Origin of the sequence: Pseudoxanthomonas sp., from assembly GCF_035999195.1 — a bacterium.
In the GTDB taxonomy this organism is placed as follows: Bacteria; Pseudomonadota; Gammaproteobacteria; order Xanthomonadales; family Xanthomonadaceae; genus Pseudoxanthomonas_A.
Genome location: NZ_DASYGY010000009.1, coordinates 1,907,971 through 1,931,680, shown reverse-complemented (window position 1 = coordinate 1,931,680; position 23,710 = coordinate 1,907,971). Strand labels below are relative to the sequence as shown.

At 67.4% G+C, this 23,710-nt stretch carries 15 protein-coding genes and 2 pseudogenes; 12 read left to right on the top strand and 5 right to left on the bottom strand.

Going from position 1 to position 23,710, the window contains the following annotated elements; all coding sequences use genetic code 11:
- Nucleotides 1–7: 7 nt before the first annotated feature.
- Complete coding sequence (locus tag VGN58_RS16055) at nucleotides 8–652, top strand: response regulator transcription factor (RefSeq protein ID WP_327484176.1); 645 nt, start codon at nucleotides 8–10, stop codon at nucleotides 650–652.
- Between the two features lie 6 nt (nucleotides 653–658).
- On the opposite strand, the gene VGN58_RS16050 is transcribed toward VGN58_RS16055, so the two are convergent.
- Entirely contained in the window at nucleotides 659–3,301 is a 2,643-nt protein-coding gene (locus VGN58_RS16050) for a hybrid sensor histidine kinase/response regulator (RefSeq protein ID WP_327484681.1), read from the bottom strand.
- A 136-nt stretch (nucleotides 3,302–3,437) separates the two neighbouring features.
- On the opposite strand from VGN58_RS16050, the gene VGN58_RS16045 reads away from it, so the two are divergent.
- The 4 genes from VGN58_RS16045 (at nucleotide 3,438) to VGN58_RS16030 (ending at nucleotide 11,640) form a co-directional block, all read left to right on the top strand.
- On the top strand, nucleotides 3,438–4,793 hold the full coding sequence (locus tag VGN58_RS16045; protein ID WP_327484175.1) for a dicarboxylate/amino acid:cation symporter: 1,356 nt from the start codon (nucleotides 3,438–3,440) through the stop codon (nucleotides 4,791–4,793).
- 47 nt (nucleotides 4,794–4,840) lie between these two features.
- On the top strand, nucleotides 4,841–7,909 hold the full coding sequence (locus VGN58_RS16040) for a TonB-dependent receptor plug domain-containing protein (protein WP_327484174.1): 3,069 nt from the start codon (nucleotides 4,841–4,843) through the stop codon (nucleotides 7,907–7,909).
- Nucleotides 7,910–7,934: 25 nt separating this feature from the next.
- Nucleotides 7,935–9,227 (top strand): hypothetical protein, encoded by a 1,293-nt coding sequence (locus VGN58_RS16035; protein ID WP_327484173.1) that lies wholly within the window; start codon nucleotides 7,935–7,937, stop codon nucleotides 9,225–9,227.
- A 115-nt stretch (nucleotides 9,228–9,342) separates the two neighbouring features.
- Nucleotides 9,343–11,640, top strand: coding sequence for an NADP-dependent malic enzyme (locus tag VGN58_RS16030; protein ID WP_327484172.1), 2,298 nt, complete (start codon nucleotides 9,343–9,345; stop codon nucleotides 11,638–11,640).
- 153 nt (nucleotides 11,641–11,793) lie between these two features.
- Here VGN58_RS16030 and VGN58_RS16025 read toward each other — a convergent pair whose 3' ends face one another.
- The 4 genes from VGN58_RS16025 to VGN58_RS16010 form a co-directional block, all read right to left on the bottom strand.
- Complete coding sequence (locus VGN58_RS16025; protein ID WP_327484171.1) at nucleotides 11,794–12,177, bottom strand: STAS domain-containing protein; 384 nt, start codon at nucleotides 12,175–12,177, stop codon at nucleotides 11,794–11,796.
- 110 nt (nucleotides 12,178–12,287) lie between these two features.
- Nucleotides 12,288–12,674, bottom strand: a complete 387-nt coding sequence (locus VGN58_RS16020) for an STAS domain-containing protein (protein WP_327484170.1) — start codon at nucleotides 12,672–12,674, stop codon at nucleotides 12,288–12,290.
- Nucleotides 12,671–13,108 (bottom strand): ATP-binding protein, encoded by a 438-nt coding sequence (locus VGN58_RS16015; protein WP_327484169.1) that lies wholly within the window; start codon nucleotides 13,106–13,108, stop codon nucleotides 12,671–12,673. Before VGN58_RS16015 ends, VGN58_RS16020 begins: the two co-directional genes overlap by 4 nt.
- Nucleotides 13,080–15,107, bottom strand: a complete 2,028-nt coding sequence (locus VGN58_RS16010; protein WP_327484168.1) for a SpoIIE family protein phosphatase — start codon at nucleotides 15,105–15,107, stop codon at nucleotides 13,080–13,082. The genes VGN58_RS16015 and VGN58_RS16010 overlap by 29 nt, the downstream gene beginning before the upstream one ends.
- A 232-nt stretch (nucleotides 15,108–15,339) precedes the next feature.
- On the opposite strand from VGN58_RS16010, the gene aceE reads away from it, so the two are divergent.
- The 7 genes and pseudogenes from aceE (at nucleotide 15,340) to VGN58_RS15975 (ending at nucleotide 23,698) form a co-directional block, all read left to right on the top strand.
- Nucleotides 15,340–18,033: a pyruvate dehydrogenase (acetyl-transferring), homodimeric type gene (gene aceE / locus VGN58_RS16005; protein ID WP_327484167.1), complete on the top strand. Its 2,694-nt coding sequence runs from the start codon at nucleotides 15,340–15,342 to the stop codon at nucleotides 18,031–18,033.
- Nucleotides 18,034–18,313: 280 nt separating this feature from the next.
- Nucleotides 18,314–18,616 (top strand): annotated as a pseudogene (locus VGN58_RS16000) (type II toxin-antitoxin system RelE/ParE family toxin).
- A gap of 1 nt (nucleotide 18,617) precedes the next feature.
- Nucleotides 18,618–18,896, top strand: a pseudogene (locus tag VGN58_RS15995) (addiction module antidote protein); the annotation flags it as partial.
- Nucleotides 18,897–19,032: 136 nt separating this feature from the next.
- Nucleotides 19,033–20,133, top strand: coding sequence for a DNA glycosylase AlkZ-like family protein (locus VGN58_RS15990; protein WP_327484680.1), 1,101 nt, complete (start codon nucleotides 19,033–19,035; stop codon nucleotides 20,131–20,133).
- A gap of 322 nt (nucleotides 20,134–20,455) precedes the next feature.
- Nucleotides 20,456–22,081 carry a reverse transcriptase domain-containing protein gene (locus VGN58_RS15985; RefSeq protein ID WP_327484165.1) on the top strand — a complete coding sequence of 542 codons (1,626 nt, stop codon included), beginning with the start codon at nucleotides 20,456–20,458 and terminating at the stop codon, nucleotides 22,079–22,081.
- Nucleotides 22,082–22,207: 126 nt separating this feature from the next.
- Nucleotides 22,208–22,525 carry a DUF3817 domain-containing protein gene (locus VGN58_RS15980; RefSeq protein ID WP_327484164.1) on the top strand — a complete coding sequence of 106 codons (318 nt, stop codon included), beginning with the start codon at nucleotides 22,208–22,210 and terminating at the stop codon, nucleotides 22,523–22,525.
- A 198-nt stretch (nucleotides 22,526–22,723) separates the two neighbouring features.
- Nucleotides 22,724–23,698, top strand: coding sequence for an HPP family protein (locus tag VGN58_RS15975; RefSeq protein ID WP_327484163.1), 975 nt, complete (start codon nucleotides 22,724–22,726; stop codon nucleotides 23,696–23,698).
- The last annotated feature ends 12 nt before the right edge of the window (nucleotides 23,699–23,710 follow it).

Sequence of the window (23,710 nt, the reverse complement as noted above, 5' to 3'; positions counted from 1 at the left end):
TGGCGGCATGAGCGCGCCCGCCATCCTCGTTGCCGACGACCACCCGCTGTTCCGCACCGCGGTGATCCACGCGCTGCGCGAGGCATTGCCCGGCGCGTCGGTGACCGAAGCCGCCAGCGCCGCCAGCCTGGGCCAGGCCCTGGAGGCGCGGCCCGACACCGACCTGGTGCTGCTGGACCTGAGCATGCCGGGCGCGCACGGATTCTCCGCGCTGCTGCATGTGCGCGGCGAACATCCAGAAGTGCCGGTGGTGGTGATCTCGTCGAACGAACATCCGCGGGTGATCCGGCGCGCGCAGCAGTTCGGCGCGGCGGGCTTCATTCCCAAGTCCTCGCCGGCCGAGACCATCGGCGAGGCGGTGGCGGCGGTGCTCGACGGCGGCGCGTGGTTTCCGCCGCTGACGGTCGAACGCTCGGAGCAGGACGCAGCGCTCGCCGCGCGGCTGGCGCAGCTGACGCCGCAGCAGTTCCGCGTGCTGCTGTGCCTGGCCGACGGCCTGCTCAACAAGCAGATCGCGCACGAGCTAGGCCTGGCCGAGAACACGGTGAAGGTGCATGTCACCGCCATCCTGAAGAAACTGGAATGCCACAGCCGCACCCAGGCGGCGGTGCTGGTGAAGTCGCTGGAACCGGAAGGTCCGCCGGTCGAGTGAGGCGGCTCAGCGCGCGCGGCGCACGTGCAGCTGGGTCATCAGCGCACGCAATGCCGCCGGCTTCACCGGCTTGGCCAGGAAACCCCAGCCGCGCTCCAGCGCCAGCGCGCGCAGCGCCTCGTCGCGCTCGGCGGTCACCAGGATCACCGGCGGCGCACTCCCCCAGCGTTCGCACAGGCGCGTGTAGAGCGTCGGTCCGTCGGTGTCGCCCAGGCGTACGTCGAGCAGCAGCAGGTCGGGCGATCCGCCGGCGGTCGCCGCCTCCAGCGCGGCGTCGGGACCGGCCGCCAGTCCGACCTCGCATTCCCAGCGCTCGAGCAGCGCGCGCGTGGCGTCGCAGACGCGCGGGTCGTCGTCCACGCACCACACGTGGCGGCCGCGCAATGGCGAGCCATCGTCGACCTCGGCCGGTGGCGATGTCGCATCGGCGATGACGGCGCCGGCGACGCCACGCGGCAGGTCCACCCAGAACACGCTGCCGCGCCCCAGGTGCGAGCGCAGGCCGATGCGGTGGCCGAGCAGACGGCCGATCCGTTCCACGATCGCCAGGCCCAGGCCCGCGCCCCGGTCGTTGGCCACGCCGTCGTTGAGGCGGCGGAACTCCTCGAAGATCTCCGCCTGCAGGCTCTCCGGAATGCCCGGCCCCTGGTCGTGCACCTCGATGCGCATGCGATCACCGGTGTGGCGCACGCCCAGCAGCACCCGCCCGCGCGGGGTGTAGCGGATCGCGTTGGAGAGGAAGTTCTGCAGGATGCGGCGCAGCAGCGCCTCGTCGCTGCGCACGACGGCGCGCGTGCGCACACTGTCCAGTATCAGCCCGCGCTCCGACGCAGCCATGCCGAACTCGCGCGCCAGCGTGTCCAGCAGCGGCGCCAGCGCGAAATCGCGCACCCGCGTCGGCAGCGCGCCGGATTCCAGCCGGGCGATGTCGAGCAGGCTGTTGAGGATGGCGTCCTGCGCGGCGAGCGCATTGTCCACATGGTCGGCGATGCGGCGCGCGTCGTCGTCGTGCAGGCGGCCGCGCAAGGCGGAGACGAACATGCGCGCGGCGTTCAGCGGCTGCAGCAGGTCGTGCACGGCGGAAGCGACGAAACGTGTCTTGTAGCGGTTGGCGTTCTCGGCGGCGCGGGTGGCCTCGGCCAGTGCGCGCGTGCGCTCCTCCACGCGGTGTTCCAGTGCGTCGGCGAGCGAGCGCAGTTCGCGCGCGGCGTTCTTGTAGCTGGTGATGTCGGCGTAGCTGGTGACGAAGCCGCCGTCCGGCAGCGGATTGCCGCGGATCTCCAGCACCACGCCGTCCTCCTTCTCGCTCTCGCGCATGTGCGGCTTGCCGCTGCGCAGGTGGTCGAGGCGGCGCTGGATGGCGTCTTCGATGGGACCCGGTCCCAGCAGGCCACGGCGCGCGTTGTGGCGGAACACGTCCTCGATCGGCCGGCCGACGTGGATCAGGTCGGGCGGGAAGCGGAACAGCTCCATGTAGCGCGAGTTCCATGCCACCAGCCGCAGGTCGGCGTCGATGATCACCACGCCCTGCGGCAGGTGTTCGAGGCTGCGGCTGAGGCCGGCGTCGGCCGAGCGCGCGGCTTCGACGATGCCGTCCTGCGCCGTGCGCAGTTCCTGCGCGTGCTGCTGCAGCACCGCTTCCAGTTCCTCACGGCTGCGCCGCTGCAGCAGGGCGATGCGGCGGCGCTGCTGCATGAAGAGTGCGAGGAACGCCAGCGCCAGCCAGCCGCCGCCGGCCGCCAGCGCGGCGCTGCGTCCGGCGGTGGTGATCGCCGAGGCGTCGTGCAGCAGATGCAGCTGCCAGCCTTCGGCCGGCAGCGCGATCGACTGCCACAGCACGGCGCCGGGCAGCGCGGGATCGCGCAGCTGCACGCGCCGCGCGCCCTCCTCAGCCGCCGACAGGTCCTGCACCTGCAGCGGGCGCAGGGTCTGGCGCGCGTACTGGCGCGTGGCAGTGAGCTCGCGGCGGTCGGCATCGGTCAGCGGCCGCAGCGTGCGATAGCGCCAGGCATCCTGGCTGGCCAGGAAGATCACCCCGTGCGCATCGCTGACCAGCACGATGTCCGGGGTCTGCAGCCATTCCTGTTCCAGCGCGTCGAGCTCGATCTTGATGACCACCAGGCCGGTGACCTCGCCGTCGTCGCCGGCGATCGCCTGCGACAGGAAGTAGCCGGGCTCGCCGGTGGTCAGGCCGATGCCGTAGAACTGGCCGCGCCCGTCGCGCAGCGCCTGCTTCACGTACGGCCGGAAGCTGTAGTCCTCGCCGACGTTGCTGGTGGGCTCGCGCCAGTTGCTGGCGGCCAGTGCGATGCCGCGGCGGTCGATCAGCGTCAGCGTGGAGGAGCGGGTGACGCTGTTGGCGTCTTCCAGCCGCCGGTTCAGCGCGTTGCGGCGCGCATCGTCGACCGGCGCGGTCAGCGCGGCGCGCAGGTCGGGATCCTGCGCCAGCACCTGCGGCAGCGTGCGGTAGCGGTCGATGCGCTGCTGCAGCGCCTGCGCGTGCAGGTCCAGCTGGCGATCCAGCTGCGCGGTCTCGGCGCGCTGCGCACGCGCGCCGGCCCAGTGGTAGGCCAGCGCCATCACCAGCGCGGTACCGCCGAGGATCGCCAGCGCGGCGAGCAGGATCAGGCGGTGGCGGCGGGCGCGCAGCATGGCGCAAGTCTACGGCGGCGCCGCTGCGTGCGCGGCGGCTAGTACCAATAGGTTATCGGTACCGCGGCGATGCAGGGGTACAACATGCCGGCCCCGATCCCGTGGGCGACGCCATCCGCCCCGGAGTTCCGCCATGCATCTGGCCGATACGCCTTTCGTGCCGCCACCGAAGCAGCCGCTCTACAGGCAGTTGTACTTCCAGGTGATCGTGGCGATCGTGCTGGGCGCGCTGCTGGGCCATTTCGAGCCGGCGCTGGCCGAATCCATGAAGCCGCTGGGCGATGCCTTCATCAAGCTGGTGAAGATGATCATCGCGCCGGTGATCTTCCTGACCATCGTCACCGGCATCGCCGGCATGACCCACCTGCGCACGGTGGGCCGCGTGTTCGCCAAGGCGATGGCGTACTTCCTGTTCTTCTCCACGCTGGCGCTGGTGATCGGCATGGTCGTCGCGCACGTGGTACAGCCCGGCGCCGGCATGAACATCAACCCGGCCGACCTCGACCAGTCCGCGGTGCAGGACTACGTGCAGAAGTCGCACGAGCTGTCGCTGGTCGGCTTCCTGATGGACATCATCCCGAAGACGCTGGTCAGCCCGCTGGTGGGCGACAACATCCTGCAGGTGCTGTTCGTGGCGGTGCTGTTCGGCCTGTCGCTGGCGCTGGTCGGCGAGAAGGGCCGTCCGGTGCTGAACCTGCTGGAGGCGCTGACCACGCCGGTGTTCCGCCTGGTCCACATTCTGATGCGTGCCGCGCCGATCGGTGCGTTCGGCGCCATCGCCTTCACCATCGGCAAGTACGGCGTGGGCATGCTGGTCAACCTGGCGTGGCTGGTCGGCTCGTTCTACATCACCTCGTTGCTGTTCGTGATCGTCGTCCTCGGCCTGGTGTCGTGGTGGTGCGGGTTCTCGATCTTCCGCCTGATCCGCTATCTGAAGGCCGAACTGCTGCTGGTGCTGGGGACGTCGTCGTCCGAATCCGCGCTGCCGTCGCTGATGGAGAAGATGGAGCGCGCCGGCGCGTCGAAGTCCGTCGTCGGCCTGGTCGTGCCGACCGGCTATTCGTTCAACCTCGACGGCACCAACATCTACATGACGCTGGCCGCGCTGTTCATCGCGCAGGCCACCAACACCGAGCTGAGCCTCGGCCACCAGATCATGCTGCTGCTGGTGGCGATGCTGAGTTCGAAGGGCGCCGCCGGCGTCACCGGCGCCGGTTTCATCACGCTGGCCGCCACGCTCGCCGTGGTACCGGAAGTGCCGGTCGCCGGCATGGCGCTGATCCTGGGCATCGACCGCTTCATGAGCGAATGCCGTTCGCTGACCAATTTCACCGGCAACGCGGTGGCCACGCTGGTGGTCGCGCGCTGGGAGAACGCGCTGGACCGCGATGCGCTGGCGCGTGCGCTGGGCGGGCCATCCGCCCCGATCGCCGCCGCGCCGGATCCGGCCGCAGGCCCGGGCGACCCGACACGACTCACGGCCGACTGACGCCGGCCACACCACGTCTTCAGAGGAGGGACTGAACGATGCATGCCTTGAATCCACGCCGCGCCCCGTTGCGCAGCAGCCTGACACTGGCCTTGCTGGCGGTGATCCACGCCGCGGCGGCACAGGACGCCACGCCGCCGGCCGAACCGGTGCCGCAATCCGCCACCACCGAAGAGGCGACCAACCTCGACGCGGTGGTCGTGGTCGGCTCGCATATCCAGGGCGCGTCCACGACCGATGCGCTGCCGGTGATGGTGGTGGGCGCGGAACAGATCGATGCTGCCGGTGCGATCTCCGGCGACGAGCTGATGCGCACCATCCCGCAGATGGGCGACGTGCTGTTCGATGCATCCAACAACCCGCAGACCAGCAATGCCGCGCGCGGCGACGTCAATTCGGTCAACCTGCGTTCGCTGGGCGTGGGCAACACGCTGGTGCTGCTCAACGGCCGCCGGCTGGTGCAGCACCCGACCAGCCAGGGCACGTCCGACACCGGCACCGTGCCGGTGCAGAGCTTCAACTCGAATGCGCTGCCGGTGTCGGGCCTGGACCGGATGGAGATCCTGCTCGATGGCGCAGCGGCCATCTACGGTGCCGACGCGGTGGCCGGCGTGGTCAACACCGTGCTGCAGACCGACTTCGACGGGGTCAGCGCCAGCACGCGCTACGGCGGTGCGGAAGGCACCGGCATGAACGAGTGGGAGGTCAACCTGTTCGCCGGCCGCAACTTCGACCGCGGCAATGTGTCGGCGTTCGTCAACTACACCGACCGTTCGGAACTGATGGCGGAGGACCAGGATTTCACCGCGACCGACGATCTGCGTGCGCTGTTCGCCGACTACCCGGATTTCGCCGGCCTGGCCGCGCTGGATGGCCGTTCCTCGCACACGCCGTGGGCGCGCCTGAGCGTGGGCCCGCGCGCGGTGATCCGCTCCAACGGTACGGCGGTGACCAACACGGCCGGCGCGTTCCGCATCCAGCCGTCGAGCTTCGGCTGCGGCGTCAGCCTGGGCAACGATCTCTGCCTGGCCAGCGGCAACCACAACTTCAACACCACCAACCGCGAGATGCGCTACGACACGCGCTACGGCACCAGCGTGCGGCCGTCGGTGGAACGCATCAACCTGTTCCTGACCGGTCACTACGACGTGGGCGACAACGTCGAGGCCTTCGGCGAGGTCGGCTTCTATCACGCCGTCAGCGAGGCCACGCAGCCGCCGGTGGTCAACCTCAACAGCCTGTGGATTCCGGCGACCAATTACTGGAACCCGTTCGGCGCGGCCACGCTGCCCGACGGCACGCCGAACCCGAACCGCCTGCCCGGGCTGACCGGCGTGCCGGCGGCCGGCCTGCCGGTGCAGATGAGCAACTACCGCTACGTCGACACCGGCTTCCAGCGCGTGCGCGTGGAGAACTACCAGGCGCGCTTCCTCGCCGGCCTGCGCGGCGACTGGAACGGCTGGAGCTGGGAAACCGCGCTGCTGTACTCCGAGGCCGAAGCCGAAGACCGTTCGCCCAACATCAACATGACCCTGCTGCAGCAGCAGCTGGCACTGGCCACGCCGGACGCCTACAACCCGTTCAGTGGCGGCTGCGTGGCCACGCCGACCTACGGCGACTGTTCGCCGAGTTCGCAGGCGGCGATCGACGGCATCGTGTTCGACCTGGTACGCGAGTCGCGCACCACGCTGACGATGGCGGATTTCAAGATGAGCCGCGGCGACCTGTTCTCGCTGCCGGCCGGCGATGTCGGCATCGCCTTCGGCGCGGAAGCGCGCCGCGAGACGCAGCGCGACGACCGCGACGCCAACCTCGACGGCACCTACACGTTCACCGACATGGTCACCGGCGAGACCAACCTCAGCAATGTCGCGGCGGTCAGCCCAAACCCCGACACGCGCGGCTCGCGCAACGTCGGCTCGGCGTATGTCGAATTCGCGGTGCCGCTGGTGTCCGAGGACATGGGCATTCCGCTGGTGCATCGCCTGGACATGCAGCTGGCCGGACGCTACGAGCACTATTCCGACTTCGGTTCGGTCGCCAAGCCCAAGGTGGCGCTGGCGTGGGACCTGGTGGACGGCGTGCGCCTGCGCGGTTCGTACTCGGAAGGCTTCCGTGCGCCGAACCTGGAGCAGACCAACGCCACCCAGTACGCGCGCCTGGCCAGCGGCGTGGACCACATCCGCTGCGAAGCCGACCTGCGCGCCGGCCGCATCGCCTCGTTCAGCGAATGCGGCCAGAGCACCTCGGGCGCGTCGCTGCTGGTGGCGGGTAATCCGGACCTGGAGCCGGAAGAGAGCACCAACACCTCGTTCGGCGTGGTGTTCCAGCCGACCTTCATCCCCGAGCGCTTCGGCAACTTCACCTTCACCGTCGACCGCTGGAAGATCAAGCAGGAACAGATCGTCGGCCTGCTGGGGGCGCAGACCGCGCTGACAGTGGATTACCTGGCACGCGTGGGCGGCGGCAGCAATCCGCTGGTCGTGCGCGAGGCGCCCACGCAGGAAGACATCGACGCCTTCGCCGGCACCGGCATCGACCCGGTGGGCCGCGTGGTCGCCATCAACGACCGCTTCATCAACCTGCAGCCGCAGACCGCCGGCGGCCTGGACTTCGGCGTGGACTGGTCGCTGCGGCGCACGCGCTTCGGTTCGTTCTCGGTCAACCTCAATGCCACGCGCCTGCTGGAGTTCACCCGCGATCCGGGCGACATCGTCAACACGCTGTATGCGGCGCGCGCGGCAGGCACCATCGATCCGCTGACCCCGTTGCCGGACTCCACCCAGCTGATCGGCCAGAACGGCCGGCCGGAATGGCGTGCCAGCGGCTCGCTGACCTGGAACCTGTCCGCCTGGCGCGTCGGCTATTCGGCGCAGTACATGAGTTCGTTCGAGCAACCGCAGCTGCTGGGCATCTCGGGCGATCCGTGGGTGGTCGACCAGCGCCTGACCCACAATCTCTACGGCCAGTACCGATTCGCCGACGGCACCGCCGTGCGCCTGGGCGTGCGCGACCTGACCGACGAGGGCCCGTCGCTGGCCGATGGCGGTTACCGCGGTTCGCTGCACAATCCGTGGGGGCGCTACTGGTACGTCAACATCAGCCGCTCGTTCTGAGGAGGACGCAGGCACGATGCGAAGCATGAGCCGTCGCTGGATCGCCACCGTGGTCGCCGTACTCGGCACGGCCGCCCTGCCTGCCGGGGCGGCCGATGCCGACGGCGTGACGAGCTTCGCGCCGGTCGCCTGTCCCGCGTCGGTCGGCGCCCAGGTCGATTGCCATGAGGCGCAGGACGGCAACGGTGCCTGGCTGCTGGTGGCGATGCCGCGCACGTGGAACCGCCGGCTCATCGTGCACGCGCACGGTGGCCCGCGACTCGGTACACCGGAGGCGGGCGATTCGGCGGAAGACCTCGATCGCTTCGCGGTGATGGTGCGCAGCGGCTATGCGTGGATCGGCAGCACCTACCGCCGCGGCGGCTATGGCGTGCGCATGGCGGCCGCCGATGTGGACGTCAGCCGTCGCGTGTTCTGGTCGCGCTGGGGTCGTCCGGAGCGCACGCTGCTGCATGGCCAGTCATGGGGCGGCAACGTGGTGGCGAAGGCGGCCGAACTGTACGCGCTCGACCTCGACGGGCGCCCCAACTACGACGGCGTGCTGACCACCAACGGCCTGCTGTTCGGCGGCACGCGCGGCTACGGCTTCCGCGCGGACCTGCGCGCGGTCTACCAGTACTACTGCCGCAACCATCCGGCCGCCGATGAAGCGCAGTATCCGCTGTGGCAGGGCCTGCCTGCCGGCGCGAAGATGACGCGCGACGACCTGCGCAAGCGCGTGGATGCCTGCACCGGCGTCGACCGGCCGGCCGCGGAGCGCACACCGGCGCAGGCGGCGAACCTGCGCGACATCCTCGCCGTCACCGGCGTGGCCGAGCAGCAGCTGGTCGCACACCTCGCCTGGGGCACCTTCCACTTCCAGGATCTGGTGCAGAAGCGGCTCGGCGGCCGCAATCCGTTCGACAATGCGAATACGCAGTACCGCGGCTCGCGCGATGACGCCGCACTCAACGCCGGCATCGAGCGCTTCCACGCCGATCCCGCCGCCGTCGCGCAGCTCGCCTACGATGCCGACCTGTCCGGGTTGATCGTGCTGCCCACGGTCACCGTGCACGCGCGCCACGACCCCACCGTGTCCTACCAGGCCGAGGCGGCCTACAAGGCCACCGTGGACGCCGCCGGCCGCGGCCACCTGCTGCTGCAGGCGCTGACCGACGAGCGCGACCACAGCCGCCTGCAGGACACCACGTACGCCAGCGCACTGCGGGTACTCGAGCAGTGGCTGGACAGCGGCAAACGGCCCGCTCCCACCGCGTTCGCGGAGACCTGCGGTCGCGTGTCGCAGGCACGCGATACCTGCCGTTTCATCGCGCCGTGAGCGGGCGATGCATGACCATGGCGTGACGCAGCGCCGCAACCGGCCGGGTCCGGCCCCGGCGGGGAAGGGGTAGAATCGCCGCTCCCCCGCCTTCATCACAGGCACCGTTTCCGCAATGACGAACGACGATTTCAAGCAGGCCGCGCTGGAATACCACCGCCTGTCTCCGCCCGGCAAGATCAAGGTGTCTCCCACCAAGCCGATGCTGACCCAGCGCGACCTGGCGCTGGCGTATTCACCGGGCGTGGCCTACGCCTGCGAGGCGATCGTCGAAGATCCCAGGGCCGCCAGCGAGCTGACCGCGCGCGGCAACCTGGTGGCCGTGGTCACCAACGGCACCGCCGTGCTGGGCCTGGGCAACATCGGCGCGCTGGCCGGCAAGCCGGTGATGGAAGGCAAGGGCGTGCTGTTCCAGAAGTTCGCCGGCATCGACGTGTTCGACATCGAGATCGACGAGACCGACCCGGACAAGCTGGTCGAGATCATCGCCTCGCTGGAGCCGACCTTCGGCGGCATCAACCTGGAAGACATCAAGGCGCCGGAGTGCTTCATCGTCGAGCGCAAGCTGCGCGAGCGGATGAAGATCCCGGTGTTCCATGACGACCAGCACGGCACGGCGATCATCGTGGGCGCGGCGGTGGTCAACGCGCTGGAAGTGATCGGCAAGAAGATCGGCGACGTGAAACTGGCCACCAGCGGCGCCGGCGCCGCCGGCATCGCCTGCCTGGACATGCTGGTGGCGCTGGGCCTGAAGCCGGAGAACATCCTGGCCTTCGACCGCGACGGCGTGATCTACACCGGTCGCCCGCACCTGGACCCGGACAAGGCGCGCTATGCGCGCGACACCGACAAGCGCACGCTGGCCGAGATCGTGGAGGGCGCGGACATCTTCCTGGGCCTGTCGGCCGGCGGCATCCTCAAGCCGGAGATGGTGGCCACGATGGCGGACAAGCCCGTCATCTTCGCCCTGGCCAATCCCAATCCCGAGATCTCCCCGGCCGATGCCAAGGCCGTGCGCCCGGACGTCATCATCGGCACCGGCCGCAGCGACTACCCTAACCAGGTCAACAACGCGCTCTGCTTCCCGTACATCTTCCGCGGCGCGCTCGATGTCGGCGCCACGGTCATCAACGAGGACATGAAGGTCGCCTGCGTGCACGCCATCGCCAAGCTGGCGCGGCGCGAGGCCTCCGACCTGGGCAGCGCCTACGGCGACGACGTGCCGTGCTTCGGCCCCGAGTACCTGATCCCGCGTCCGTTCGATCCGCGCCTGCTGGTGGAAGTGGCGGCCGCGGTGGCGCAGGCGGCGATGGACAGTGGCGTGGCGCTGCGTCCGATCCCCGACATGTGGGCCTACCGCGAGAAGCTGGGCCAGTTCGTCTACCGCACCAGCCTGATGATGAAGCCGGTCTACGACCGCGCGCGCGCCGACAAGAAGCGCGTGGTCTACGCCGAAGGCGAGGAAGAGACCGTGCTGCGCGCGGTGCAGACGGTGATCGACGAGGGCCTGGCGTTCCCGATCCTGATCGGCCGGCCGGACGTGATCGAGGCGCGCATCCAGCGGCTGAGCCTGCGCATGCGCGCCGGGGTCGATTTCGAGCTCACCAACCAGGACGACGACCCGCGCTTCAACGACTACTGGCAGCACTACCACGCGCTGACCTCGCGCCGCGGCGTGACGCCGGCGGCGGCGAAGAACCTGATGCGCTCGCGGCCCACGCTGATCGCCGCGGTGATGGTGGCGCGTGGCGAAGCCGACGCGATGATCACCGGCATCGTCGGCCGCTTCCACAAGAAGCTGGGCTACGTGCGCAGCGTGATCCCGCTGGACCCGGGCGTGCAGTCGACCTCGGCCATGACCGGCGTGATCAACACCCAGGGCGCGTACTTCTTCCTGGACACGCACGTGCAGGACGACCCGACCGCCGAGCAGATCGCCGAAGCCACGCTGCAGGCGGCCTACCGCCTGAAGCTGTTCGGCATCGAGCCGCGCATCGCGCTGCTGTCGCACTCCAACTTCGGCAGCCACGAGACGCCGGGTTCGCTGAAGATGCGCAAGGTCCGCGAACTGTTGCTGAAGCGCAAGCCCGACCTCAACGTCGACGGCGAGATGCAGGGCGACACGGCGTGGGACGAGATCCTGCGCAACCGCATCATGCCGGGCAGCACGCTGAGCGGGCGCGCCAACCTGTTCGTGCTGCCCAACCTGGATGCGGCCAACATCGCCTACAACATGGTCCGCGTGGTGACCGACGGCGTGGCGATCGGCCCCATCCTGATGGGCATCTCCAAGCCGGTGCACATCCTGACCACCAGCGCCACGCCGCGCCGCGTCATCAACATGACCGCCATCGCCGCGGTCGATGCGCAGATCCGCCTGCAGCGCGAAGCCGAGCGCAACGGGCCGGGTTGAGCGATCCGGCATGAGGAAAAGAAAACGCCCCGAATGGGGCGTTTTCTTTGGCAGGCGTTCGGCTGTTGTGGGAGCGACGTCAGTCGCGATGGGCTACCGGTAAAGCCTCATCGCGACTGACGTCGCTCCCACATTCCCAATCACTCTTACCTGTCAACCCTCGTCTTCGCCATCCAGGATCCGACGCTGCAGCGCATCCAGGTAGGCATCGGCATCGGCGCTGGACTCGAAGATCTCGTCCATCGGCACGGCCTGCACGATCTCGATGACCTTGCGGATCTGTTCCTGCGGATGCACCACCAGCAGGCGGCCTTCGTGCGGGGCCAGCGCCTTGCGCGCCTTCAGGATGCTGCGCACGCCGGCGCTGCTGATGTAGTGCAGGTGCGCCAGGTCCAGCACCAGCGCCTGCGGGCGCGCGGCCAGCATCGGTGCCAGCGCTTCGTCGAGCTGCGCGTGGCTCTGCGTGTCCAGCCGCCCGAACAGCAACACGTATTGGTTGCCGTTGACCGGCGGGTAGACCTCAATCTCCAGTGTCATCGGGCATCTCGGTGAAACGGATCTGCCGGGTGGGGGAGCCCGGGCAGGCAGGGAGGCGAGGCTGGATCGTAAATCAAATGTGAGGTGAGCGTGCGGCGCGAAGGCGACGCTCAGTCGTCGTCTTCGCCCGCCTCCAGCACCCGGCGCTGCATCAGGTCCAGATAGGCGTCGGCTTCCGCGGTGGACGAGAAGATCTCGTTGAGCGGCACCGCCTTGACCATGTCCAGCACCTTCTGGATCTGCGGCTGCGGATTGACCAGCAGCACCTTGCCGCCATGCGGCGCCAGCGTCTTGCGCGCCTTGAAGATGGAGCGGATGCCGGCGCTGCTGATGTATTCCAGCCCGGACAGGTCCAGCACCAGCGAGTGCAGCTGGCGGGTCAGCAGCGGCGCCAGCGCCTCGTCGAGGTCTTCGTAGGTGTGCGTATCCAGGCGGCCCCGCAGGTCGGCGCGCTGGCTGCCCTTGCCGGGAGGATGGAACTCGATGGACAGGCTCATGCGGAGGTCTCCTCGGTGGGGATGCGCAGGGACAGGCGCAGGATGTTGTAGTTACCCATTCGCTGATACGAGGCCATTTCGGCCACCTGCCGCACCAGGTGCAGGCCCAGGCCGCCGGTCGGCCGGTCCAGGATGTCGGCGTCCAGGTCCGGCGCCGGTTGTTCCAGCGGGTTGAACGGGGCGCCGCTCTCGCGGAACTCCAGCGTCAGCAGGTGGTCGCGGATGGCGATGTCCACGCACAGCTCGTGTTCCTGCGCGTCCACGCGCGACGGGTCGCCGTGCTCGATGGCGTTGCTGGCCAGTTCCTCGACGATCAGCCGCACGTCGCCCTGGATGGCGCGGCTGACGCCGTTGTTGGCCAGCACGGCTTCCAGCGAGGCGTTGAGGTCGTCCACGCGTGCGTGCTCACGCGGGATGAAGAGGCGCATCTGCATCGGCGGTCTCCTGGGTTGACGGAGCTTCGGGGGAAGCGGAGGGGCTGTCCAGCCGGCGGCGGATGGCCAGCGCGGTGATGTCGTCCGACTGCGGGGCCGGGTCGGTAAATGCGTGAACCCGGGCGATCAGCGCCTCGCACTGTTCGCGCGCGGTGGCGCCGGGCTGCAGCGCGCCGGGAATGCGCTCGGGACCGAACGCCACGTTGTCGACATCGAAGGCTTCGGTGATGCCGTCCGTCCACGCCAGCAGCGTGGCGCCGGCCGGCAGCTGTCCGGACCACAGCGGGAAGACATCGCCCACCTCGAAGCCCAGCGGCGGCCCCGGCTGCACCGGCAGCTCCTCGTGGCGACCGTCGGCGTGCAGCAGCAGCGGCGCGTCGTGGCCGGCGCTGGCCAGCACGCAGGCACCGCTGCGCACGTCCACGCGCCCGCACAGCACGGTGGCGAACATGCAGGCGTCGTTGCCCTGCACCAGTCGGCGCGAGGCCTCGGCCAGCACCCGCTCCGGCGAAGGATGCAGGCTGGCCGCCACCTCCAGCACGGTGACCGTGCGCGCCATGAACAGCGCCGCCGGCACGCCCTTGTCGGAGACGTCGCCGATGGCGAACCACAGGCCGTCCGGATCGGTCTGGATGAAGCAGTAGAAATCGCCGCCGACCGCCTTGGCCGGTTCCAGCCGCGCATAGGCTTCCAGGTGCGCGTGCTCGCGGTCGATCACCCGGCCGGGCGGCAGCATCGCCTGCTGGATCTCGCGCGCGATCGACAGCTCGCTCTCCAGTTTCTGCCGTGCCGCCGTCATGTCCTCGATCTCGCGCAGCTGCTGCCGGATCGAGCCGCGCGCGTGCTCCAGCGTGCGTGCCATCTGGCCGACCTCGTCGCGCCGCTGCGCGTGCGGCACCGGCGTGGCGTAATCGCCCTGCGCCAGCCGCGCGGCCGCTGCCGACAGGCCTTCCACTGGCTGGCTGATGTGGCGCGCGAGCTTGCTCACCACCAGCATGCAGACCAGCGCCAGCAGCGTGCCGATCGCCACCAGCAGCCACAGCGCCTGCGCCAGGCGATCGGTGATCAGGTCGTACGACTGCGCCACCAGCAGGCTCCAGCCGCTGTCGCCGATCGGTTCCACCACCGTGTAGCGCCGCTCGCCGGTGATGGCGTCTTCGTGCACGTGCTGCAGGTGACCGCGCACGCGCACCGCCTGCGCGGCCTCGCGCAGGTCGCTGCGACCGGCGCGGGCGATGTAGTCGTCCAGCGTCTCCAGGCGCTCGACACCGACCTCGGGATTCAGCGCCAGCGTGCCGGCCGGCGCCACCAGCGACACCCGCCAGCCGGGCAGGTGCGCCAGCGAGTCGATCGGGTCGGTCAGGCTGGCCAGCGGCAGGTCCAGGCTGACCATGCCGCGCGTGCGCGCACCGCGGCCGGGTTCGCGCAGCGGCATGTTGTAGGTGACCATCCACACGTCGCCGGCGGTCCGGTTGAGGTAGGGCTCGGACCACCAGCCGCCGGGCGAGGCGACGGTGCGCTGGTACCAGCCCTGGTCGCGGAAGGGATAACCGTCGGCGACGAAGTCGCGGTCGCGTCCGTCGCTGGCCACGTAGCGGGCGAAGGCGACATCGCCGCGTTCGCGCGGTTCCAGGATCAGCAGCCCGCCGGCGCAGCCCGGCGTGGCCTTGACCATCGCGCGCAGCGTGGTGACCAGTTCGTCGGGCGACAGTTGCGCGCTGCCCACCAGGTCGGACATGCCCTGCGTGGTGATGGTCACCACGTGCAGCGCACCGTCGAGCCGCTGGGCGGCTTCCTGCGCGGTCGCGTGGGTGTCGCGGCGCGCGTCCTCCAGGATCATGCGGCGCGCGAACCCCGCCAGCGCCAGCACCAGCAGCACCAGCAGCACCACGTTGACCAGGCCCGCCCACAACGCGATGCGCGTGCGCAGGCTGCTGCGCCAGTGCGCGGCACCGGCATCCTGCACTGGCACGATATCGTTGGGCACTGCATTGCGCATGCCGATCCCGATCGCTGCCTTCCCCTGGACGCCGATCATACGCCCGCGCCGCGTGCTGCATCGCAATACGCGAAAGGTCTGATTTTGGTGTGGTGGTTGTCCCGGGACAGGCACGCAATGTCCTCTCCATACGCCTGCGTAGCCAGGTCCCGCGCGGGGTGCGTGCGTTACACTTCAAGGCTCTACAAGAACGGCACCGCCGCGCCCCACGCGTGGCGCAACAGGAGTGGGAATGAACTGGTTGAACGACATGTTGCAGAGCGATCCGGATCCGCAGGAGACCCGCGAATGGATCGATTCCATGCAGGCGGTGATCGAGAAGAACGGCGCCCTGCGTGCTCACCAGTTGCTCGAAGGCATGGTCGAGGTCACCCGCCGCGCCGGTGCCTACCTGCCGTTCTCGCCCACCACCGAGTACGTCAACACCATCGCGCCGCAGAACGAGGCCAAGAGCCCCGGCGACGCCGCGCTGGAATGGCGCATCCGTTCGATCATCCGCTGGAACGCGATGGCCACCGTCGTGCGCGCCAACCGCAAGCCCGGCGACCTCGGCGGCCACATCGCCAGCTTCGCCTCCGGTGCCACGCTGTACGACGTCGGCTTCAACCACTTCTGGCGCGCGCCGAGCGACAGCCATCCGGGCGACCTGCTGTTCATCCAGGGCCACAGCGCGCCCGGCATCTACGCGCGCTCGTTCCTGGAAGGCCGCATCAGCGAGCAGCAGCTCGACAACTTCCGCATGGAAGTCGACGGCCAGGGCATCTCCTCCTATCCGCATCCATGGCTGATGCCGGACTACTGGCAGACGCCCACCGTGTCGATGGGCCTGGGCCCGCTGGCGGCGATCTACCAGGCGCAGTTCATGAAGTACCTGGAGCACCGCGGCCTGATCGAGAAGTCCGACCGCAAGGTGTGGTGCTTCATCGGCGACGGCGAGAGCGACGAGCCGGAAACCCTGGGCGCCATCGCGCTGGCCGGCCGCGAAGGCCTGGACAACCTGATCTTCGTGGTCAACTGCAACCTGCAGCGCCTCGATGGCCCGGTGCGCGGCAACGGCAAGATCATCCAGGAGCTGGAAGGCGTGTTCCGCGGCGGCGGCTGGAACGTCATCAAGCTGCTGTGGGGCAGCTACTGGGATCCGCTCCTGGCGCGCGACACCGATGGCGTGCTGAAGAAGCTGATGATGGAAACCGTCGACGGCGAGTACCAGAACTGCAAGGCGTTCGGCGGCAAGTACACGCGCGACAACTTCTTCGGCAAGTATCCGGAGACGGCGGCGATGGTCGCCAACCTGTCCGACGACGACATCTGGCGCCTCAACCGCGGCGGCCACGATCCGCACAAGGTCTACGCGGCCTACCACGAGGCGGTGAACACCAAGGGCATGCCCACGGTGATCCTGGCCAAGACGGTGAAGGGCTACGGCATGGGCTCGGCGGGCGAATCGCTCAATCCGACCCACCAGACCAAGAAGCTGGACGACGAGGCCATCCGCACGTTCCGCGACCGCTTCAACATCCCGGTCACCGACAAGCAGCTGGAAGAAGCGTCGCAGATCCCCTTCTACCACCCGGGCGAGGACTCGCCGGAAGTGCAGTACCTGAAGGCGCGCCGCGCCGCGCTGGGCGGCTACCTGCCGCAGCGCCGCCGCAAGGCCAGCGAGTCGTTCGAGACGCCCAAGCTGGAGGCCTTCGACCGTCTGCTGAAGAGCACCGGCGACCGCGAGATCTCCACCACCATGGCGTTCGTGCAGGGCCTGAACATCGCGCTGCGCGACAAGCAGGTGGGTCCGCGCCTGGTGCCGATCGTCGCCGACGAGGCGCGCACGTTCGGCATGGAAGGCATGTTCCGCCAGATCGGCATCTACGCGCCGTTCGGCCAGAAGTACAAGCCGGTCGATGCCGACCAGCTGATGTACTACCGCGAGGACCAGTCCGGCCAGGTGCTGCAGCAGGGCATCAGCGAGCCGGGCGCGATGTCGTCGTGGATGGCGGCGGGCACCAGCTATTCGGTCAGCAACGTGCCGATGCTGCCGTTCTACATCTACTACTCGATGTTCGGCTTCCAGCGCATCGGCGACATCGCCTGGCAGGCGGCGGACATGCGCACGCGCGGCTTCCTGCTGGGCGGCACCGCGGGTCGCACCACGCTCAACGGTGAAGGCCTGCAGCACGAGGACGGCTTCAGCCATGTCGTCGCCGGCGGCATCCCCAATGTGCGCAGCTACGACCCGACCTTCGGGTTCGAGGTGGCGGTGGTGCTGCAGCACGGCATGCAGAAGATGCTGCAGGAGCAGGTGGACGAGTACTACTACGTCACCCTGATGAACGAGAACTACACCCACCCGGACATGCCGGCAGGCGCGGCCGAGGGCATCATCAAGGGCATGTACCTGCTCACCGACGCAGGCAAGCCGAAGAAGGGCGAGCTGCGCGTGCAGCTGCTGGGCAGCGGCACCATCCTGCGCGAGGCGATCGCGGCGGCCGAGCTGCTGGACAAGGATTTCGGCGTCACCGCCGACATCTGGTCGTGCCCCAGCTTCAACGAGCTGCGTCGCGACGGTTTCGACGCCGAGCGCTGGAACCGCCTGAACCCGGAAGCGAAGACGCCGCGCAAGCCCTACGTGACGGAACTGCTGGAAGGCCGCCAGGGTCCGGTGATCGCCGCGACCGACTACGTGCGCGCCTACAGCGACCAGATCCGCGCGTTCGTGCCGGCCTCGTACACGGTGCTGGGCACGGACGGCTTCGGCCGCAGCGATACCCGTGCCAACCTGCGTCGCCACTTCGAAGTGGACCGCTACTACATCGCCCACGCCGCCATCGCTGCGCTGGCGAAGGAAGGCAAGATGACCGGCAAGGACGTCGCCCGCGCGATCAAGCAGTACAAGATCGATGTGGACAAGGCGAACCCGGTCACCGTGTGATGTCGCACACTCCCTCTCCCGCGTGCGGGGGAGGGAGCAGTCGTAGAGCGGAGCTTGCTCCGCTGCTTCGCGATTCCTCGGCGTGACGATCGCCATCGCGGAGTCGAGCAAGCTCGACTCTACGTCCGGTGCTCTGGAGTGGGGGCGAAGGCAGTCGGCACGGTTGGCGTGTCTCCGATAAAAAAGCGGCCCATGGCCGCTTTTTTGTTGCCCGACCGATTGACAGCCCGTGAACCACGGTTCACAGTTCCGGCCAGATCGACGTCATCGATGACGCTGCATGATCGAGGTCAGGAAGACGCGGCTGTTCGAGGAATGGTTCGTCGCACTGCGCGACCGGTAGGCGAGGATGCGCATCCAGGCGCGGATCGATCGGCTGGCGTTCGGCAACCCGGGACAGCACCGCGTGCTGACCGGCGGGGTGTGCGAGATGAAGATCGACTGCGGCCCGGGCTACCGCGTTTACTTCGCCCGCCGCGGCGATGCCTGGGTCGTGCTGTTGTGTGGCGGCGACAAGGCATCGCAGCGAGCGGACATCAAGATGGCGTTGGCGTTGGCGTTGGCGGACGCGTTGGAGAACTGACATGGCACTGAAGACCACGCCCTGGGATTCGGCGGAATACCTGAAGTCCGAGGCGGACATCACCGCCTATCTGGATGCCTGCTTCGAGGAGGCCGGCGATGATCCGGCGTTCCTGGTGCATGCGCTGGGTGTGGCGGCGCGCGCGCGCAACATGAGCCAGCTGGCGCGCGATACCGGACTGACGCGCGAGGGCTTGTACAAGGCGCTGTCCAGCAGCGGCAACCCGAGCTTCGGCACGGTGCTGAAAGTGGCCGATGCGATGGGCTATCGGTTCGCGCTGGTCAGCAAGCAGGCCAAGCCGAGCGGCAGGGCGCGCACGCGTGCGGCGGCACCGGCCGCGCCGGGCGGCGCAGGCAAGCGGCGTGTCGCGCAGGCCAAGCCGCGATGAGTACCCGCACCACCCGGCGTCGTGCTGCGTGGGCATGACGCTGACCCTCGACCACCTGCGCCGCTATGCCGTCGCGCGCAGCCTGTTCAAGCCGACCACGCTGCCGCGGGCGATACAGCGGCTGGGCTTCGTGCAGGCGGACCCGATCCGGGCGCCGGCGCGCGCGCAGGATCTGACGCTGCGCCACCGCGTCGCCGGTTATCGCGCCGGCGATCTGGAGAAGCGGTATCCGCGGCTGCCGCTGGAAGAGGACTTCTTCGTCAACTACGGCTTCCTGCCGCGCGAGCATCACCAGCTGATGCATCCGCGCACGGCCCGCGAGGCGTGGACGCCGGCGCACCGGAAGCAGGCGCAGGCGGTGCTGGCGTTCGTCAGCGAGCGTGGCACGGCGCACCCGCGCGAGGTGGATGCGCACTTCGGGCACGGCAAGACGACCAACTGGTTTGGCGGTTCGTCGAACGCGAGCACGCAGTTGCTGGATGGCATGCATTACCGCGGCCTGCTGCGGGTCGCGCGTCGCGAGGGCGGTACACGGGTCTATGCGCCGCGTATCGGTGATGCCTCACCGGTCGCGATGTCCGAGGCGGAGGCGCGCATGGATGCGTTGCTCGACATCATCGTGCGCAAGTACGCGCCGTTGCCGGCGGCGAGCCTGGGCCAGTTACTGGCCTATCTGCGTCGCGGGGTGCCGCAGTGGGAAGGCCTGCGTGCCGGGGTGCTGAAGCGGGCGCGCCAGCGGTTGGGCAGGGCACGGGTCGAGGGGGTGGACTGGTACTGGCCGGCGGACGAGGATCCGCGCTCGCGGCGCTGGAAGCCGGATGACCAGGTGCGGCTGCTGACCCCGTTCGATCCGGTGGTGTGGGACCGGCGGCGGTTCGAGATGTTCTGGGGGTGGACGTATCGGTTCGAGGCGTACACGCCGGCGCCGAAGCGGAAGCTGGGGTACTACGCGCTGCCGGTGCTGTGGGGTGAGCGGGTGATTGGGTGGGGGAATCTCAGTGTGGTCGATGGGGAGTTGCGGTCGACGTTGGGGTATGTGGATGGGCGGGGCTCGCGGGATGCCGCATTTCGTCTCGCGCTCGAAGAAGAGTTGGATCGTGCTCGCGCCTTCCTACGGTTGGAAGAATGAGGCAGTTACTTCATTCTGGCAGTGGGTCAAGATGTTCGAAGGATAGCTGGCTCGCGCGATCAAGCATCACAGTATCAACGCGGGTAAGCCGAGTCAGGGTAGGGTCTGATAAGAATGTGGGCCGGTCACTGAGCTCCCAATTTCTCGGGCTTGCGTTAGCGGGTTGGATTCGAGCAAACTCATATGGCGCACCCCGTTAGGTGTTTAAACTCCGTCTACAGACAGAGATGGAATTTCAAGGTTAGCTAGTACGGCTACGCGGCGCACAGTGACGCTATGTGACGCCCAGTGTAAGAGTGAAAACGGCGGGGTGCGCTACTCAATGAAGTTGGCCGATCTTCAAAAAGCGCATGACTATGCGTCCCTGAGCTACTTGCTTGGGTTGTCTCCATCACTACTGAAGAGCCATTTGTATGGAAATTCAGGCTACTCAGTGTTTCCCATCGCGAAGAAATCTGGCGGCGTGCGCCTGATCCAGGCGCCCAACAAGCGTCGTCGGTATATCCAGAAAAAATTCGCGTCGGTCTTCAATGAAGTCTACCGAGCAGGCGAATTTGCACATGGATTTGTCGTGGGCCGTAGCGTTAGGTCAAACGCCCTTCCTCATGTTGGGGCTAGAACGCTCATCAATATTGATTTACAAGATTTCTTCTCTTCAATCACCTTCAAGCGAGTCCGAGGGCTTCTTCTAAAATCTCCATTCTCGCTTCAATGGAACATCGCGAACATTGTTGCGCAAGCTTGCTGTCATGAGGGAGTTCTGCCGACAGGGGGGATCACTTCGCCGGTACTGTCGAACATTATTCTGGCGCGCCTCGACAAGAGGATTTCCTCGCTCGTACTGAGGCTGGGCGGGGACTACTCGAGATATGCAGATGATTTGAGTATGTCGTTTGATCGGCCGTTGGCTCAGCTATCAAGCTTGGTTCGTATCGATAGCGTAGGAAATCTCTCTCCCGGAGGAGCGCTCTCGGAGATCATCAGCGAGGAGGGATTCGCGATAAATCTCGCTAAGCTGAGAGTCTCGCAAAGAGGTGCCAGAAAGATCGTCACCGGTCTCGTAGTCAACGAGAAAGTAAGTGTGCGAAGAGACTGGTACTTGAAGGTCGAGTCGAAGGTCTATGCCGTCGAAAAGTTTGGTTGGAACCAGGTTGCTAAGTCGGAGTATCCAGAAGAACCAGATCAGGGTATTGCGGTTCGGATGCTGATGCGTCGATTACACGGAAAGCTATCTTTCCTCAAAATGGTGCGGGATCCTGGAGACTCTGTGAGCGCTGATTTGGCGCACCGTTTCAATCGTCTTCATGGAGATGCAAGGCTGAGAGTTCCAAGTGTGGAGATCATAGCCAGGGATGATCGTGCGTCGAGAGGGGTGTTTGTAGTGCTTTGCTATGTCGCTCCCACCAAGACATACGTTATGACTAGTGATCAAGGAACGGCATTCTGTGTCCAATCAGGACTAATCATTACCGCAGCCCATGTAGTTCTCGATGGCGTAAAACTCTTTCCGCACGTCTATGTAATGAACGAAAGGACGAAAGTGTTGGAGGAGTGCGACGTTCTGGCGCATTGTGCGAAATCCGACATAGCAATACTAAGAGTTAAGTCAGGTGCGGTGGATTTTGAGAGGCATCGATTCAAGATAGGAGTAGCAGTTGAGTCTGGGCACGTAGTCACTTCGGTGGGCTATCCTGACTATGCGTACGGAAATCATGCGGCGCACCAGAAGCATCAGGTTGTGAAGAAGTTTGTAGCAAGCACGGTTGCAAAGGCTCAGATCAACGGCGCTATTCAGGGAGGACTGAGCGGCGCACCTTTGCTGGGTCAGGACATGAAGGTTCTGGGGATAGTGCACAAAGGAATTTTGGCTGCCGGAGGAATTCCTGAAATGATTGAGGTAGGGGAGTTGAGGAAGCTGGCCAATGCGCACTCATTGTCTTTGGAGTAGCACAGACTTTGCGCGATTAGTAGTCGGGCTTGACTAGTTTCGATGTATTTAACACGTAAGCTTCTTCCCGCCAGCGAGCGCCGCAGCCGCCATCGCATTCCGGCATTCCCTCACTGGAGTTCCTGCATGTCCCGTCCCCTCGCGCCCGCCGGGCGCCTGTTCGCTGTCGCCGCCTTCATCGAAGGCTTCACCTGGGCCGGGCTGCTGATCGGCATGTGGCTCAAGTACGGGCCGGTGGGCAACGAACTGGGCGTGAAGATCTTCGGGCCGCTGCATGGCGGCGCGTTCCTGTTCTATGTCGTGGCCACGGTGTTGTCCGCCCTGCGCCTGCGCTGGCCGTGGTGGGCGACCCTGCTGGCCGTGATTGCCGCCGTGCCGCCACTGGTGACCGTGCCGCTGGAGATGTGGTTCCGGCGGATCGGGTTGCTCAGCGCACGCATCTGATGCTCCGAGGTGGCGGGCCGAGGCCCGCCCTACGATGCTGTGCTGGGGTTGGTGGTGCCGGTGGAGATGGGGTTCCGGCGGATCGGGTTGCTGGGTGCGCGCGTCTGACATCCAGAGGCGGTGGGCCGAGGCCCACCCTACGACGGAGGGGTGCGGGGTTCGCATAGACTGCGTCGCCCCCTTGTCGTCCGTGCGCCCATGAGCCCGCCGTCCCGCCTGTCCGAACTGCGCCTGCTGCTGGGCATCGAGCGCAACACCACGAGCCACGGAGAGAAGTGGATTTCCGGCATCGGCGCGCTGCTCGGCATCGTGGCGGTGTACTGGCTGACCCGCTGGACGTTCCCCGAATACGCGGCCGGTGCCGTCGGCGGCGCGCTGATGGTCACCTCGATGGGCGCGTCCGCCGTGCTGCTGTTCGCCGTGCCGCAGGGGGCACTGTCGCAACCATGGGCCGTGGTGGGTGGGCACCTGCTGTCGGCCTTCATCGGCGTGAGCTGTCAGAAACTGTTCCCCGGCCACGCCTGGACCGCCGCCCTCGCGGTCGGCCTGGCCGTGTTGGGCATGTACTACCTGCGCTGCATCCACCCGCCCGGCGGCGCCACCGCACTGGCGGCCGTGATCGGCGGGCCGGATGTGCACGCCCTCGGCTACCACTTCCTGCTGATGCCGATCCTGATCAACGTCGTGGCGATCATGGCGATGGCCATCGCTTTCAACGCGTTGTTCCCGTGGCGCCGCTACCCCGCGCACCTGCATCGCCGCCGCGAAGCCAAGCGCATCACCCAGCCCGCGCAGCGCCAGTTCGAACTGACCCAGGAAGACTTCGCCGCGGCGATGGAGCAACTCAACTCCTACGTCGACATCACCACCGAGAACCTCACCGAACTGCTGGAACTGGCCAAGCAGCACGCCGAGAAGAACATCACCCACCCGCAGGACATCATTCCCGGCCGCGCCTACAGCAACGGCAAGCTGGGCAAGCTGTGGAGCGTGCGGCGCGTGCTGACGCAGGAAGAGATGCCGGCCGACGCCGGTACCGACCAGCTGCATTACCAAGTGATCGCCGGCGAACACGTGGGTCGCGCCGGCGCCTGCAGCACCGGTGAATTCCGCGACTGGGCCCGCTTCGAGGTGGTGCCGCAGGGCCGCGGGCGCTGGATGAAGGCGGAGTAGCGCGGACGCCGC